General features: G+C 73.6%; 13 protein-coding genes. 12 read left to right on the forward strand and 1 reads right to left on the reverse strand.

Annotated features, from left to right (window positions below):
- The first annotated feature begins 19 nt into the window (after window positions 1–19).
- The 10 genes from ACFXBC_RS13945 (at window position 20) to ACFXBC_RS13990 (ending at window position 11391) form a co-directional block, all read left to right on the forward strand.
- Window positions 20–1699, forward strand: a complete 1680-nt coding sequence (locus tag ACFXBC_RS13945) for a carbamoyltransferase C-terminal domain-containing protein (protein WP_385023137.1) — start codon at window positions 20–22, stop codon at window positions 1697–1699.
- Window positions 1699–3081, forward strand: coding sequence for a KamA family radical SAM protein (locus tag ACFXBC_RS13950; RefSeq protein ID WP_385023139.1), 1383 nt, complete (start codon window positions 1699–1701; stop codon window positions 3079–3081). The genes ACFXBC_RS13945 and ACFXBC_RS13950 overlap by 1 nt, the downstream gene beginning before the upstream one ends.
- The gene (locus ACFXBC_RS13955) at window positions 3078–4400 is read left to right on the forward strand and encodes a pyridoxal phosphate-dependent aminotransferase (protein ID WP_385023141.1); all 1323 of its coding nucleotides are present in this window, start codon (window positions 3078–3080) and stop codon (window positions 4398–4400) included. Before ACFXBC_RS13950 ends, ACFXBC_RS13955 begins: the two co-directional genes overlap by 4 nt.
- Complete coding sequence (locus ACFXBC_RS13960; RefSeq protein ID WP_385023143.1) at window positions 4397–5110, forward strand: maleylpyruvate isomerase family mycothiol-dependent enzyme; 714 nt, start codon at window positions 4397–4399, stop codon at window positions 5108–5110. Before ACFXBC_RS13955 ends, ACFXBC_RS13960 begins: the two co-directional genes overlap by 4 nt.
- A gap of 80 nt (window positions 5111–5190) precedes the next feature.
- On the forward strand, window positions 5191–6360 hold the full coding sequence (locus tag ACFXBC_RS13965; protein WP_385023145.1) for an acyl carrier protein: 1170 nt from the start codon (window positions 5191–5193) through the stop codon (window positions 6358–6360).
- Between the two features lie 41 nt (window positions 6361–6401).
- The gene (locus ACFXBC_RS13970) at window positions 6402–6668 is read left to right on the forward strand and encodes an acyl carrier protein (RefSeq protein ID WP_385023147.1); all 267 of its coding nucleotides are present in this window, start codon (window positions 6402–6404) and stop codon (window positions 6666–6668) included.
- On the forward strand, window positions 6665–7843 hold the full coding sequence (locus ACFXBC_RS13975; protein WP_385023149.1) for an acyl-CoA dehydrogenase family protein: 1179 nt from the start codon (window positions 6665–6667) through the stop codon (window positions 7841–7843). Before ACFXBC_RS13970 ends, ACFXBC_RS13975 begins: the two co-directional genes overlap by 4 nt.
- Window positions 7836–8999, forward strand: a complete 1164-nt coding sequence (locus tag ACFXBC_RS13980) for an acyl-CoA dehydrogenase family protein (RefSeq protein WP_385023151.1) — start codon at window positions 7836–7838, stop codon at window positions 8997–8999. Before ACFXBC_RS13975 ends, ACFXBC_RS13980 begins: the two co-directional genes overlap by 8 nt.
- Window positions 8996–9829: a 4'-phosphopantetheinyl transferase family protein gene (locus tag ACFXBC_RS13985; RefSeq protein ID WP_385023153.1), complete on the forward strand. Its 834-nt coding sequence runs from the start codon at window positions 8996–8998 to the stop codon at window positions 9827–9829. Before ACFXBC_RS13980 ends, ACFXBC_RS13985 begins: the two co-directional genes overlap by 4 nt.
- A gap of 2 nt (window positions 9830–9831) precedes the next feature.
- Entirely contained in the window at window positions 9832–11391 is a 1560-nt protein-coding gene (locus tag ACFXBC_RS13990) for an AMP-binding protein (protein WP_385023164.1), read from the forward strand.
- 82 nt (window positions 11392–11473) lie between these two features.
- Here the strand turns inward: ACFXBC_RS13990 and ACFXBC_RS13995 are convergent, their stop codons facing one another.
- Window positions 11474–12442 carry a zinc-binding alcohol dehydrogenase family protein gene (locus tag ACFXBC_RS13995; RefSeq protein WP_385023155.1) on the reverse strand — a complete coding sequence of 323 codons (969 nt, stop codon included), beginning with the start codon at window positions 12440–12442 and terminating at the stop codon, window positions 11474–11476.
- A gap of 86 nt (window positions 12443–12528) precedes the next feature.
- Here ACFXBC_RS13995 and ACFXBC_RS14000 point away from each other — a divergent pair, with 86 nt between their 5' ends.
- Together ACFXBC_RS14000 and ACFXBC_RS14005 are read left to right on the forward strand one after the other, a co-directional pair.
- On the forward strand, window positions 12529–13026 hold the full coding sequence (locus ACFXBC_RS14000) for a MarR family winged helix-turn-helix transcriptional regulator (RefSeq protein WP_385023156.1): 498 nt from the start codon (window positions 12529–12531) through the stop codon (window positions 13024–13026).
- Window positions 13027–13104: 78 nt separating this feature from the next.
- Window positions 13105–14232 carry an NADH:flavin oxidoreductase gene (locus tag ACFXBC_RS14005; protein WP_385023158.1) on the forward strand — a complete coding sequence of 376 codons (1128 nt, stop codon included), beginning with the start codon at window positions 13105–13107 and terminating at the stop codon, window positions 14230–14232.
- Window positions 14233–14432 lie beyond the last annotated feature (200 nt).

Genomic DNA, 14432 nt, shown 5'->3' on the forward strand with positions numbered 1-14432 from the left:
CCAACGAGGAGAGACGCGCATGACGTGGATTCTTGGAGTCAACGCCCCTCCCGCCGGGTGGCACGACAGCGCCGCCTGCCTCATCGACGGGAACGGCGAGATCGTCGCCTTCTCCGAGGAGGAGCGCTGCAACCGGCGCCGGCACTCGCTCTACCGCAAACCCCTGGGCGCGGCCCGGTTCTGCCTGGCACAGGCCGGGATCTCCGCCGCCGACATCGATGTGGTCGCGCTCGGCTGGGACAGCGAGCAGCTGTACCCGCGCCGGTTCGCGGACGACGCCGAGTTCCTGGAGTACGCCGTCGGCCTGGACTTCGGCGGCCGGACCCCCGAGGTGGTCCGCGTACCCCACCACCAGGCGCACGCCGCGTCGTCCTTCTACGCGTCACCCTTCCCGAAGGCCGGGGTCCTGGTCGTCGACGGGCACGGCGAGAACGAGTCCTCCACCATCTGGACGTACGAGGAGGGTGCCGAACCCCGCCTTGAGCGGAGCTGGCAGCGCACCGCGTCGCTCGGGTACGCCTACGACGCCGCCTCCACCTGGCTCGGCTTCTCCTTCCTCAACGCGGGCAAGACCATGGGGCTCGCCGCGTACGGTCGCGCCGCGGGCCTCGACGTCGAATCGCTCGTCGACACCGGGGCCGACGGATTCCGGCTCGCCGTCGAGCCCCTGACGGAGAGCACCGGACACGCCACCGCAGGCGAGATCAGGGAGCAGTACGAGAACACGGTCGCGCGGTGGCGGGAGCGCTACACACGGATCGCCGGCGCCGACGCGCCGAGCGCCCCCGAGGAGTCGCTCACCGACGACCCACGCGCGGTCCTCGTCGCCTACACCGCGCAGCGCCTCATCGAGGAGACCGTCAGCCATCTCGCGGCGCTGACCCGCAAGGCGTCGGGTGTCGAGCAGCTCTGCATGAGCGGAGGTGTGGCGCTGAACTGCAGCACCAACGGCACGCTGCCCGGACCGCTGTACGTGCCGCCGGTGCCGCACGACGCGGGCGTCGCGCTCGGAGCCGCCTGGACCGTACGGCCGCCGAAGCGGCGCACCGGGGCGCTCAGCCCCTATCTGGGCACCGACATCCACGGCTACGACCACACCAACGGGCCCGGAGCGCCCGACACTTCGGGCCTGGTCCGCAGCGGACTCGACACCGACGAGCTGACGGCGCTGCTCATCGACGGGCGGGTCGGCGCCGTCGCCCAGGGCCGGGCCGAGGTCGGTCCGCGTGCGCTGTGCCGCAGGTCGATCATCGCCGTACCGGACACCCCCGCGGTGCACGCCCGGGTCAACTCGGTCAAGAACCGTGAGCAGTGGCGGCCCTTCGCGGGGGTCACCCGGCCCGACTACGGCGCCCTGCTCTGGGAGCAGCAGGAACATCTGAGCCGCTACATGCTCGGCGCGGCCAGGGCCACCGAGCTGGGGCGCAGCGTGGCCCCCGGGGTCGTGCACGTCGACGGCACCACCCGCCCGCAGGTGCTGCACGGCGACGAGGCACCGGCGGTGGGCGCGGCCCTGGACGGTCTGCGGCGCAGCGGTGTGCCGCCCGTCCTGCTCAACACCTCCTTCAACGACAAGGGCGAACCGGTGGTCAACACCGCGGCCGACGCGGTGCGGGCGTTCCGCTCCATGGACCTGGACTTCCTGGTGCTGGGCGACGAGCTGTACCGCAAACCGAACCGGGCGGGAGGTACGCGCTGATGCCGGCCGGCCGCCAGGATCCGGAGAGGTTCAGGGCGTTCGGGCCGCGCCATATCGACGACATCGCCCGCCGGTTCGGGCTGCCCGGGGACATCACGGAGACCGTGCGCAGGGTGTCGCTCGTGCTGCCGTTCCGGGTCAACGAGTACGTGCTGTCGCACCTCATCGACTGGGAACGGGTACCCGATGACCCCATGTTCCAGCTGACGTTCCCGCAGAGCGGCATGCTGGCCCGCTCCGACGAGGACCAGCTCGCCAAGCTCTCCGGCGACCCCGCGGACAAGCTCCTGCTGCGCGAGGCCGTACGGGAGATCCGCGAGCGGCTCAATCCGCATCCCTCGGGGCAGCAGCAGCTCAACGTGCCGAGCCAGGAGGGCGTCCAGCTCCCCGGTCTCCAGCACAAGTACCGCGAGACGGTGCTCTACTTCCCCGGCCAGGGGCAGACCTGCCACGCCTACTGCACCTACTGCTTCCGCTGGGCGCAGTTCATCGGCGACGCGGACCTGCGCTTCGCCGCGCCGGACCCGTCCGGGCTGATCGCGTACCTGGGCGGCCACCCCGAGGTGCACGACGTGCTGGTCACGGGCGGCGATCCGATGGTGATGTCGACCGAGCGGCTGCGCGGCCACATCGAACCGCTGCTGGGTGTCGAGACGGTCCGTACGGTCCGGATCGGCACCAAGTCCGTGGCCTACTGGCCACAGCGGTATGTCACCGACCCGGACGCCGACGAGGTGCTGCGGCTGTTCGAGCGGGTGGTGGCGTCCGGGCGGCAGCTCGCCGTGATGGCGCACTTCAGCCATCCGCGCGAGCTGGAGAGCGGCCTCGCGCGCCGGGCCCTGGCCCGGATCAGGGCGACCGGCGCCGTCGTCTACTGCCAGGCACCGCTGATCGGGCACGTCAACGACGACGCCCGGGTGTGGAGCGAGCTGTGGCGGGCCGAGCTGGCGGCCGGGGCTGTGCCGTACTACCTGTTCGTGGAGCGGGACACCGGACCGTACGACTACTTCAAGGTGCCGCTCGCCAGGGCGGTGGAGATCTTCACCGATGCGTACCGCACCCTGCCGGGTCTCGCGCGCACGGTGCGCGGGCCCGTGATGTCGGCGACGCCGGGCAAGGTCGTGGTCGACGGTGTGGAGGAGACGCCCGACGGCGCCTTCTTCCGGCTGCGGATGCTCCAGGCGCGCGATCCGGCGCTGGTGGGCAGGCCGTTCCGGGCCCGCTGGTCGCTGGATGCCGCCTGGCTGGACGAGCTGGAGCCCGACCCCGCGACCCCCGCCGACATCGCGGCGGCCGTACGCGGCGGCGCCCCTGAAGGTGCCGGGTCCCCCGGCCCTGCGGGCGCCCGCGCGCACCGGCCGCCGGAGAGGAACCGCACATGACCGCCGTGACCTTCGCACCGCCCTCCCCGAATCTGGCGCTGAACCAGCTGGTCGACCGGCGCAGGGCGCAGGGTGACTCGCTGGTCCACCTCGCGTTCGGCGAGGCGCGGCTGCCGGTGCTGCCGCAGCTCGTCGAGCAGCTGGCCATCGGCGCGTCCCGCTCGGCGTACGGACCGGTGGCGGGCGCCGAAGGCGTACGCGAGTCCGTCGCCGGATACTTCGCGCGCCGCGGGCTGCCCACGGATGCCGACCGGATCGTGGTCGGCCCCGGTAGCAAGCCGCTGCTGATGGCCGTACAGCTCGCCGTCCCCGGCGATGTGCTGCTGCCCCGGCCCGCCTGGAACACCTACGCACCGCAGGCCGCGTACGCGGGCAAGCGGGTCTTCGGGGTGCCGGTCCCCCGGGAGTACGGCGGTGTGCCGGAGCCCGGTGCGCTGCGTGAGACGATCCGCCGGGCCAGGGAGAGCGGCGGCGATCCGCGGCTGCTGGTGCTGACGCTGCCGGACAACCCGACCGGGACGCTCGCCCCGCCTGCGGCGGTCCGTGAGATCTGCGCACTCGCCCGCGCCGATGACCTGCTGATCGTCTCCGACGAGATCTACCGGGACATCGTCCACGACCCGCGGGCCACGCCCTTCCTCAGCCCGGCCGAGGTCGCCCCGGAGCGCACCGTCGTCACCACCGGTCTCTCCAAGACGCTGGGGCTCGGCGGCTGGCGTATAGGCGCCGCGCGGTTCCCGGCGGGCGAGACGGGCGGGCTGCTGCGGGACGCCGTGGTCGCGGCGGCCAGCGAGCTGTGGTCGACGCTCGCCGGGCCGATGCAGCAGGTCGCCGAGTACGCGTTCGCGGAGCCCCCGGAGATCGTGGCAAGGAAGCGGGCCAGTGCCCGGCTGCACGGTGCGGTGGCGCGGGCCGTTCACCGGATCGCGGTCGAGGCGGGCGCCGGATGCCGCCCGCCGGCCGGCGGGTTCTACGTCTACCCGGACTTCGAGCCGCTGCGCGACCGGCTGGCCGCGCACGGGGTCACGGACTCGGCGTCCCTCGCGGCGCGGCTGCTCGACGACTCCGGGATCGTCGTCCTGGGCGGTCATCTGCTCGGCGACCGGCCGGAGGCGCTGAGGTTCAAGGCGGCGACCAGCCTGCTGTACGGCGACGAGCGGCAGCAGGAGGAGGCGCTGCGGGCCGACGCCCCTGAGCGCCTTCCGCACATCGCGGCCGCACTGTCCACCATCGCCGAAGGGTTCGCCCGGCTCACCCGCCCGCCCCGCGGTCCGGTGAGCCGGACCGCACCGGACGTCACACCGAAGGAGTCCCGTTGAAGGAGATCGCCCCCACCCGGGAGTCGTTCCAGGAGATCGCCGCCGCCGCGGACCGGCTCATCGCCGGGCTGGCCGGGCTCCGTGACGAGGACGTCCCGGCGCCCTCCCGGCTGCCCGGCTGGAGCCGCGGCCATGTCCTCAGCCATCTGGCGCGCCAGGCCCCGGCGCTGGAACGGCTGCTGGAGTGGGCGCGTACCGGCGTCGAGACGCCTCAGTACCCGAGCCGCGAGGCCCGCAACGCCGAGATCGAGGCAGGCGTCCACCGTCCGGCCGCGGTCCAGCTGGCCGATGTCCGGGAGAGCGCCGCGCACTTCCAGCACGTGATCGAGACCCTGCCCGCCGCCGCCTGGCAGGCGGCCGTCAGGCCCTTCACCGGTGAACTCTGCACCCCTCGGCGGATTCTGGTGATCCGGCTGCGCGAACTCGAACTGCACCATGTGGACCTGGACATCGGCTACGGCTGGCACGACATCCCCGCATCGGCGCGGGAGATCATCCTGGCCGATGTGCTCGGCTACTACGCCGAGGCCGACGGCGTACCGGACTTCACCCTGCGCGACACCGGAGGCGCCGTGCTCGGCCGGTCCGGCGCGGGCGGCCCGGTCGTCACCGGGTCCCCCGCGGACGCGCTCGCCTGGCTGGCCGGCCGGTCCGGCGGGGCGGGCCTCACGTCCACGGCCGCACTTCCCGTACTCCCGCCGTGGCTCTGACCGGTGGCGGGGGTACGGGGCGCGGGGCCGGTGCGGCGCTACGGAAACCGATGAGTCGAGCAGGGGGAGGCGGAACGGACATGGCGGACACCGGGACATCCGGGCCGGGAATCCAGCAGCACCCCGGTGGACCCGGGCCCTTCGGTTTCGCCGGGGTCCACACCGGGCTGCTGGACTGTGTGCAGGTCAATCTGGCCGTACTGGCGGACCACCACCACGGCGCCGGGACCCATCTGCGGGCCGGGGCCAGGCTGGAGTTCCGTACCTGGGAGCGGGCCGAAGGGCTGCCGACCGTCGAACCCCCGCCGGACGAGCAACTCAGCACACAGCCCGCCCTGTTGGGGCTGGGCATGGTCCGGCGGGAGCGGCTGTCCGGCGCCGGGCTGGCCGCCGCAGTCGCCGACCGCGGCGGTACGCACTATGTGATCGCGGACTCCTTCCGGCTGCCGTGGCTGCCGTACCACCGGCAGGCGCACATGGAGCACAGCTTCCTGCTCACCGCGGGCCCGGACGGCCCGCACATCACGGACGCCTACCGCAGCGAGACGACCTGGGGGCCCGCGACACCAGGCCACTGGGTCCTCTCCGACGCGGAGCTGGCGGACATCGGCCCCGCCGTCGTCGTCGAGTTCGCCGCGGGAGAGCTGCCGCCGCTCGCCGCGCTGCCGCCGGTGCTCACGGCCGACGAGGACGCGGTACGGGAGTACCTCGGCGCGTACGAGAGGTGGCCGGACCGGGCGCGCGCCGTCGAACAGCTCACCGTGGAGACCTGGCTGCTGGCCCGCGGACGCAGGCTGCACGCGAAGTACCGGGAGCTGTTCTCCGGGGGGACGGGTACGAGCGAGGCCGAGGAGGCGCAGCTGCGCGCCTGGGACAAGGTCGTCGAGCAGACGTATCTGGCCCACCGCCGGGTCTCCCGCGGCCGGGCCGAACCGCCGCGGCTCGTGGAGCGCCTGCGCGAGGTGCTCACGGCCGACCTGGAACTCCACGCCGCGCCGTCCGCCGTCCCCGCGGCCCCCGACGAGGCGCTGCGCGGGCGGGTCGCCGCCGTAGCCGGCGCCGTGCTCGGTGTCCCGGAGGGCGAGCTGCTCGCCGGCGCGGCCTTCGACGCGTTCCCGTCGTTCGGTTCGTTCCGGCTGATCGAGATCATCGAGCGGCTGGAGGACGACCTCGGGACGGAGTTCGCCGCCGCCGACCTCGTACCGGAGAACCTCCGCGGGGTCGACGACCTGTGCCGCATCATCCGCTGACCCACCCGTCCTCACCGGCCCACCCACGAGAGGATCCCGCCATGGACCCGCGATTCACCGAACTGCTCAGCCCCTTCCTCAAGAACGCAGGGCCCGACGGGGTCGTCATCACCCCCGAGACGGATCTGCGCAGGCTCGGCGTCGACTCGATGCAAGCCATCGAGCTGCTGTTCTCCGTCGAGGACACCTTTGGGATATCCCTGCCGGACGAGGAGCTCAACGACACGACCTTCGCCACCGCGGGCAGCCTCTGGCGCGTCATCTCCGCGCAGCTGGCCGAAGGATCCGCCGGTCAGGCGGGAGCATGAGTACGGAGCCGTCGGCGGCCGGACCGCTGGATCTGACGGCCGCGCTCGCGGAGGTGGCCGCGGTCGCCGATGAGCACGCGGCGCGCACCGACCGGGAGGCGGAGTTCCCCGTCGAGGCGCTGGACGCCCTGCGCCGCACCGGTCTGCTCGGACTCATGGTGCCCACCGCACACGGCGGGCTCGGCGGCACCGTGGCGGACCTGGTGGTGGCCGCGCGGACGCTGGGACGCAGCGACATGTCTGTGGGCATGATCTTCGCGATGCACTGCCAGCAGGCGGAGGCCATCGTCCGGTACGGCGACCGGGCGCTCCGCGACGAGCTGCTGCCCGGCATCGCCAAGGGCGGGATCTATCTGGCGTCGGTGACGACAGAGGCGGGCAAGGGAGGCCATCTGCTCAGCTCCCAGGCCGGGTTGACGGGCAGTGACGGGCAGCTGGTGATCGACAGATTCGCGCCGGTCGTGACCGGCGGCGGGTACGCGGACGGCTTCCTCATCACCATGCGCAGCCCGGACGCCGTCAGCGACAGCGAGGTGTCGCTGGTGTACGCGCACCGCGGCCAGCTCTCCATCGGCGGCTCCGGGGAGTGGCAGCCGATGGGGATGCGCGCCAGCCACAGCGGCTCGCTCAGGCTCTCCGGGAGCGTACCGGCCCACCAAGTGGTGGGCGAGCACGGCGAGTTCCGCGAGATCGCCGCGCAGATCTTCGGTCCGCTGGCCCATCTGGGCTGGTCAGCGGTGTGGCTCGGGACCGCGGCCGGGGCACTCTCCCGGGTGCTGCGGCTCCTGCGCAGCCCGGCCGGGCGCGCACGCACCGACCTGACGTCGGAACTCCTGCTCACCCGGATCTCCCGGTCCCGGCAGCGCCTGGAGACGGTGCACGCGCTGCTCGTCCGGGCGCTCACGGTGGTGGAGTCGGGCGCGGACCTCTCGGCCCCGGCGCGTCAGCTGCTCCTCAACGCGCTGAAGATCACCGCCGCCGATGAGTGTTACGCGGCGGTGGACGACCTGGTCACCGCGCTCGGGCTGCGGCACGGCTACCTCCAGGACTCCCCCACCCGGCTGGAACGTGCCCTGCGGGATCTGCGTTCGGCCGCGCTGAACTACAGCAACGACAGGCTGCATCTCGCCGACGGCCGGCTGGCGCTCCTGGACCAGGGGGTGAACTTTGCCTGACACACAGCGGCCGCGGCGGCCGGAGCACCCAGGGTGGGGCGCGCTGGACGGGCTGGACGCCGGGGCGAGCGGCGAGCAGGTGTGGGCCGCGCTCGGACGGGGCGGTCTGATCACCCGTGCCTACCGTGACGGTTCCGCCGCTGCGGGCGCCGACATGGAAGGGCTCGGCGGGCTCCTGGCAGCCGTGGACGCCCGCTTCTCGATCGCCGCCACCCTGTCGGTGAGCGTCCAGCTCGCCACCGCGCTGCCGGTACTCGCGGCCGGCGCCTCGCCCGCGGCGCGGTCCGCGCTGGCCCCGGCGCTGGCGGGCCGTACGACGGTCTCCCTCGCGGCCAGCGACGTCACCGCGGGGACGGATCTCACCGCGCTGCGCACCGAGGTGCGGATCGAGGACGACGGACTGGTGGTGACGGGCGGGAAGAACTGGATCGCCAACGCCACCAGCGCCGGTCACCATCTCGTCCTCGCCCGGCACCGACCGGGGCGGCACTTCACCCACTTCACCTGGGTCCTGGTGCCGGCCGGCGCCCCGGGCGTGCGGGTGACCGCCGCCGATTCGGCGCTCTTCGCGGACTCCGGAGCGGGCCATCTCACCTTCGACGGTGTCCGGGTGGGGCGGGACCACGTACTGGGCCGGGTCGGCTTCGGACTGCCGCTCTTCGCCCGCCACATCGCCACCGAGCGGCTGGCCGGTGCGCAGTGGGCCGTGTCGCTGTGCCGCCGCACGCTGCGCGACACCCGGCGCCATCTGTCGGACCGTGCGCACGGGGACGGCACCCTCTGGGACCTGGACGCCGTGCGCCAGCGGTTCGCCGGGTGTCTGCTGCGGCTGCGGGAACTCCAGGCGCTGGTGGCGGAGCACGGGGAGGCCGTGGTCTCCCGGTACGACGCGACGGCCGCCGCCACACTCAAGGCCGCGGCGGGTGCCACGGTCGGCGCGGTGCTGGCCGAGTGCGGGCAGCTGTGGGGCGCGGCCGGTTTCACAACCGGCGGGGTCCAGGAAGTACGCGCCCAGGCAGCGCTGTTCGGCATCGGCGGCGGTGCGAACGAGGTGGTGCTCGGGGTGCTCGCCGACGCCGCCGATGACATCCTCGCCGAGCCCGCCCGGCCGGATGACGTCCTGGCCGAACCTGCCCGGCCGGACGTACCGCGGTGAACACCGTGCTCGATGTGGCCGACCGGGTCTGGGTGACCAGGTCCACCGTGGGCCGTACGCCCCCGAGCACCCACCGGGACGATCTGCGCCGCGCCGCCCTCCTTCCCGAGTGGCGGGCGGCCGAATTCCTCGCCGGGCGCGGGCTGTTGCGTCAGCTCGCTGCCGCCGTCCACCCGGCGGCAGCCGGGGCCGCCATCACCGCGGACGGGCGCGGCAAGCCCCTCGTCGCCGGGCTGCCGGAGGTGGGGGTCAGCGTGTCGCACAGCGGGGGCGCGGTCGCCGCGGGGCTCGCGGTGGGGCGGGCGCTCGGGGTGGATCTCCAGCAGCCCGCGGACTCGGTGTCGGCCCGGTTCGCCCGCCGGATCCTGCACGGCCACGCGGACCGGGTCACCGCGCTGCCGCCCGAGCAGGCGGCCGTCGAGGTCGCCTGGGTGTGGACCGTTCAGGAGGCCTGTGTGAAGGCCGGCGGCGCGGGGGTGGCCGGGCGCCCCTGGACCATCGACGTACGCCCGGGCGCCCGGTCCGGTCGGTGGGGCGCCTACCGGTGGATCAGTCTGCGCGACCGGTCGGACACCCCGTTCAGCTGCGCGTTCTCCGCACACCCCGCGCCGCCCGCACCGGCCGCGGGCGGGACCGGCGGGAGCAGCGGTTACGGCGTGTCCGGCGGGACCAGCACGTGCGGCGGGTCCGGCCGTACCAGCAGTGACGACAGGTCGACGGGACCAGCACTGTGGGCAGGAGGCCCCCGGCCCGTCCCGGCATCCGAGCCCGATCCGCTACCCGACACCGGCACCCACGCCGGCACCGACACCGACAAGGACAGACCGTGAGCATGCCCGCCCAACGGCACACCCTCGACGACTGGTTCGCGGCCTCGGCCGCGGTCCACGGCGACCGTACGGCGCTGGAGACCGGCGACACCGTGCTGACGTACGCCGAACTCTCCCTCCTCGCCGGCCACCTGGCCGCGGCGCTGGTGCGGAGCGGCGGCGGGAGGCCGCCGCGCAGGGTGGGGCTGCTGGCCGCGCGTACCGTCGTCGCCTACGCGGGCTATCTGGCCGTCCAGCGCGTCGGCGCCGCCGCCGTACCGCTCGGTCCCGGGTTCCCCGCCGAGCGCAACGCGATGATCGCGCGCCAGGCCTCACTCGATGTGGTCCTCAGCGACGGGACCTCCCCGCACGCCGGTCAACTGGGTGCGCCCGTCGTCGGTATGACGGACAGCGAGCTCCTCGGGCGCCTCGGCTCCCAGGCCCCGGAGCCCTCAGCCGCCGGAGCGGGCAGCCCGGACGACCTGGCGTACATCATGTTCACCTCCGGGTCGACCGGGGTGCCCAAGGGCGTCCCCGTCCAGCAGCGGAACATCTGCGCCTATCTCGCCCACGCCGTACCGCGCCTCGCGGCGGGCCCCGGCGACCGCTGCTCGCAGACCTTCGAGCTGACCTTCGATCCCTCCGTCTTCGACATGTACACCGCGTGGGGCAGCGGCGCCGCCCTGGTCGTACCGGCCCGCGCCGACCTGTTGTCCCCGGTCCGCTTCGTCAACCGGCACGCCCTCACGCACTGGAACTCCGTACCATCGGTGATCTCGCTCGCCGAGCGGCTGCGTGCGCTGGAACCGGGAAGCATGCCGACACTGCGGGCCAGCATGTTCTGCGGAGAGCCGCTGACGCTCCCGCAGGCGCGGGCGTGGCAGCGCGCCGCCCCGGGCAGCTCCCTGGAGAACGCGTACGGTCCGACCGAACTGACCGTCACCTGCACCGGCTACCGGCTGCCCGCCGACCCGGAGCACTGGCCCGCCCCCGCCAACGGCACGGTGCCGATCGGCACTCTCCATCCCGGTATGGAACACCGCCTGTTCCAGAGCGAGTTGTGCGTACGCGGTCCGCAGCGCTTTCCCGGCTATCTCGACCCGGAGAACAACACCGGCCGGTTCCTCGCACCCGACGGAGCCCCCTACGACCCGGCCACCGCACTGACCGGCGCCCACTGGTACCGCACCGGCGACCGCGTCGCCCTGCTGCCGCCCGATGAGCCCGCCGGCTCGCGCGATCTGCCCCTCGTGCACATCGGGCGGACCGACCAGCAGGTCCAGGTGCACGGGTACCGGGTCGAACTGGGTGAGGTGGAGGCGGCGCTGCGCAGCCGGCCCGGCGTCGGCGACGTGGCGGCCGTCGCTCTGGCCACCCGGGCGGGCACCGAGATCGCGGCGGCCTACACGGGGGCCGCGGGCAGTGAGAACGACCTCCGCCTGGCGCTCCGCGACCGGCTCCCCGGCTATATGGTGCCCGCCGTCCTCACCCGGCTGGACGCCCTGCCGCTGAATGGCAACGGCAAGATCGACCGTACGGCGCTCAGCGCCGCCCTGGGTGCGGAGCCGGGTGCGAGCAGCTGACCGGCCGGGACCGGCCGGGCTGCCTGGCTGCCTGGCTGCCGGGCTGCCGGGCTGCCGGGCTGCCGGGCTGCCGGGACAGAAGCTAGCTGTGCTGCGCCGGTACGAGCACGGTGCGGCGGCCGGGTTCGGCGGTCGCCGTCCAGGCTTCCTCGACCTCGGAGAGCGGCACGGCGACCGCCGCGACCGTGAGTGTGCCCGCCGCGAGTTCCCCGAGCAGGGACGGCAGTTCGGCGACGATCCCGGCGGCGGTGAGGGATCCCTGGCCGCTGCCCATGATCCGCAGATTGGCCGCGCGCAGCACGAAGGAGGGCAGCGTGATGTCCGGCCCCGCCATGGAGCCGATCTGGATCCAGTCCAGCGGGGCGCTGCGTTCGGCGCGCCGGGTGAGCAGGGCGGGAATCGCCCGTTCCGTAGGGGCTCCCCAGGTGTAGTCGATCACGACGTCGACATCGGCCGCGGCCTCGCCCAGCCGGTGGGCGGCCTGTTCCGGGTCGCCGGCCAGCGAGACCACATCAGTGGCTCCGAGGCCGCCGAGCAGGCCGAGGCGCTGCGGGTCGCGTCCGGCGGCGACGACGCGGTCCGCGCCGAGGTGGCGGGCGATCTGCACGGCCATCTGTCCGGCGTTGCCGGTCGCGCCCAGCACCAGCACACTCTGGCCCGGCTGGAAGGCGACCCGGCGGCGCAGCGCCACCCAGGAGGACATCGCGGGGTTCATCGCGGCGGCGACGGTCACCGGATCGGCGTTCTCCGGCAGCGGCACCGAGCGGCGCGGATCGACCAGCGCCTGCTCGGCCATGGTGCCCGGGACGGCGTCGTCGGCCACGAAGTACACGCGTCGCCCGTCGGGGAGCCTCCCGACCCCGTCGACACCGGGGATCAGCGGCAGGCGCCCGTCGCTGGTGTAGTGGGTGCCGTTGGCGCCGGAGCGGACGCGGGGGTGGAGACCGGCAGCGAGCACATCCACCAGGACGTGCCCCTCGGTCGCCTGCGGCGTGGCGAACTCCTCGTAACGGGGCGGACGGTCGAACGATCGGACTACGGCGGCTCGCATGGACGGCTCCGGATGAGCGAGAGATTTAGTACGTGACCAAAACCAAATTAATTTGTGCCACGTACTATGTCAACTATGATCAGGACATGACTGACGCCACGACGGGCGGGAGCACGCCCGGCCCTCCCTCAGCCCGCACACCGGGGACCACCGACCTGGGAATCGTCGACAGCCTGGTTCAGCTCTCCTTCGCGGTGCAGGCCGCGCTGGCGGCCGTCGCGGCCGAACGCGGGCTCTCCGTCATCCAGTTGCGCCTCTTCGGTGTGCTCCGCGACCGCACCCCCGGCATGCAGGAGCTGGCCGGGTATCTGGGCCTGGACAAGTCCAGCATGACCGGCCTGGTCGACCGGGCCGAGCGCCGCGGCCTGGTCCGACGTACCCCCGCGCCGCACGACGGACGCGCCGTCCAGGTCTCCCTGACCGAAGAGGGCCACGAACTGGCCCGTGAGAGCACCGCCGACGCCGGCCGGCGGATCCGGGCCCTCGCCGCGCACCTCGACGACGCCCGGCGCGCCGAGCTGTCGTTGCTGGCGAGCGCGGTGGTGACCGGACGTATCGGGGGTCACAGCGGGACGGCGGAATGAGCGGAGGCTGTCCCCGGTTGAGCACGACGGCACGCCCGTGCCAGTTCCGGTCAGCCCTTTCACCGAGGAGCCCGCAAAGTGACCACCACCGCCTCCACCGACCGCGCGGCACAGATCCTGTCCCGGCCCGTCGTACTGAACGGACTGACCGTTCCGAACCGGATCGCGATGGCGCCCATGACCCGGCAGTTCTCGCCGGGCGGCATCCCTGGTGAGGACGTGGTCTCGTACTACGCGCGCCGGGCCGCCGCGGGCGTCGGCCTGATCGTCACCGAAGGCACCTACGTCGGCCACCCGTCGGCCGGGGAGAGCGACCGCGTACCGCGCTTCCACGGCGAGGACCAGCTCGCGGGCTGGGCGAAGGTCGTGGGGGCCGTGCACGCGGCGGGCGGCACGATCGTGCCCCAGCTGTGGCACATCGGCATGGCCCGTACCGCCGGAAAGCCCCCGTACCCCGACGCCCCCGCCATGGGCCCCTCCGGCCTCCGCCTCCCGGAGGGCACCGGCGAGAACGGCAAGGCGATGACCCAGCGGGACCTGGACGACGTGATCGCCGCGTTCGCCGAGGCAGCGGCCACCGCCGAGCGCATCGGCTTCGACGGGGTCGAACTGCACGGCGCCCACGGCTACCTCATCGACCAGTTCCTGTGGGAGGGGACGAACCGGCGGACCGACGCGTACGGCGGTGACGCGGTGGCCCGTACCAGGTTCGCCGCGGAGATCGTGGCCGCGGTGCGCGCAGCGGTCTCGCCGTCGTTCCCGGTCATCTTCCGCTTCTCGCAGTGGAAGATGCAGTCGTACGAGGCGAGGCTCGCCGGGACCCCCGATGAGCTGGATGCCCTGCTGAGCCCGTTGTCCGGAGCCGGGGTCGACGCCTTCCACGCCTCCACCCGCCGCTACTGGGAGCCCGAGTTCGACGGCTCCGGCCTGAACCTGGCGGGCTGGACGAGGAAGCTCAGCGGCAAGCCGGTCATCACCGTCGGGTCGGTCGGCCTGGACAGTGAGTTCTCCGGCGCATTCCGCGGCGAGGGCTCGCAGGTCAAGAGCATCGACAACCTGCTCGACCGGCTGGAGCGCGACGAGTTCGACATGGTCGCCGTGGGCCGTGCGCTGCTGCACGACCCCGAGTGGGCGGCCAAGGTCCTGGCAGGTCGGCTCGACGAGCTGGCCGCTTACGACCCGGCGGCGCTGTCCACGCTCAGCTGACCGGGGGCGGGGCGCCGGGCCGGTCCGCGCGGTGCGGCGCCCGGCGATGACCTCGGCGCCGGGGTCCACGGCGACGGTCCCCCCGCGGTGGACGAGATCCGGGCGGGGGCCCCGGGTGCGGGGCCGCCGCCCGGGGGGCGCCCGCACCCCCCGCACGCCGCACAGGTAGGGTCTCCGCCCCACACAAAGCACAGACACAT

Origin of the sequence: Streptomyces sp. NPDC059398 (genome assembly GCF_042751845.1) — a bacterium.
GTDB lineage: Bacteria > Actinomycetota > Actinomycetes > Streptomycetales > Streptomycetaceae > Streptomyces.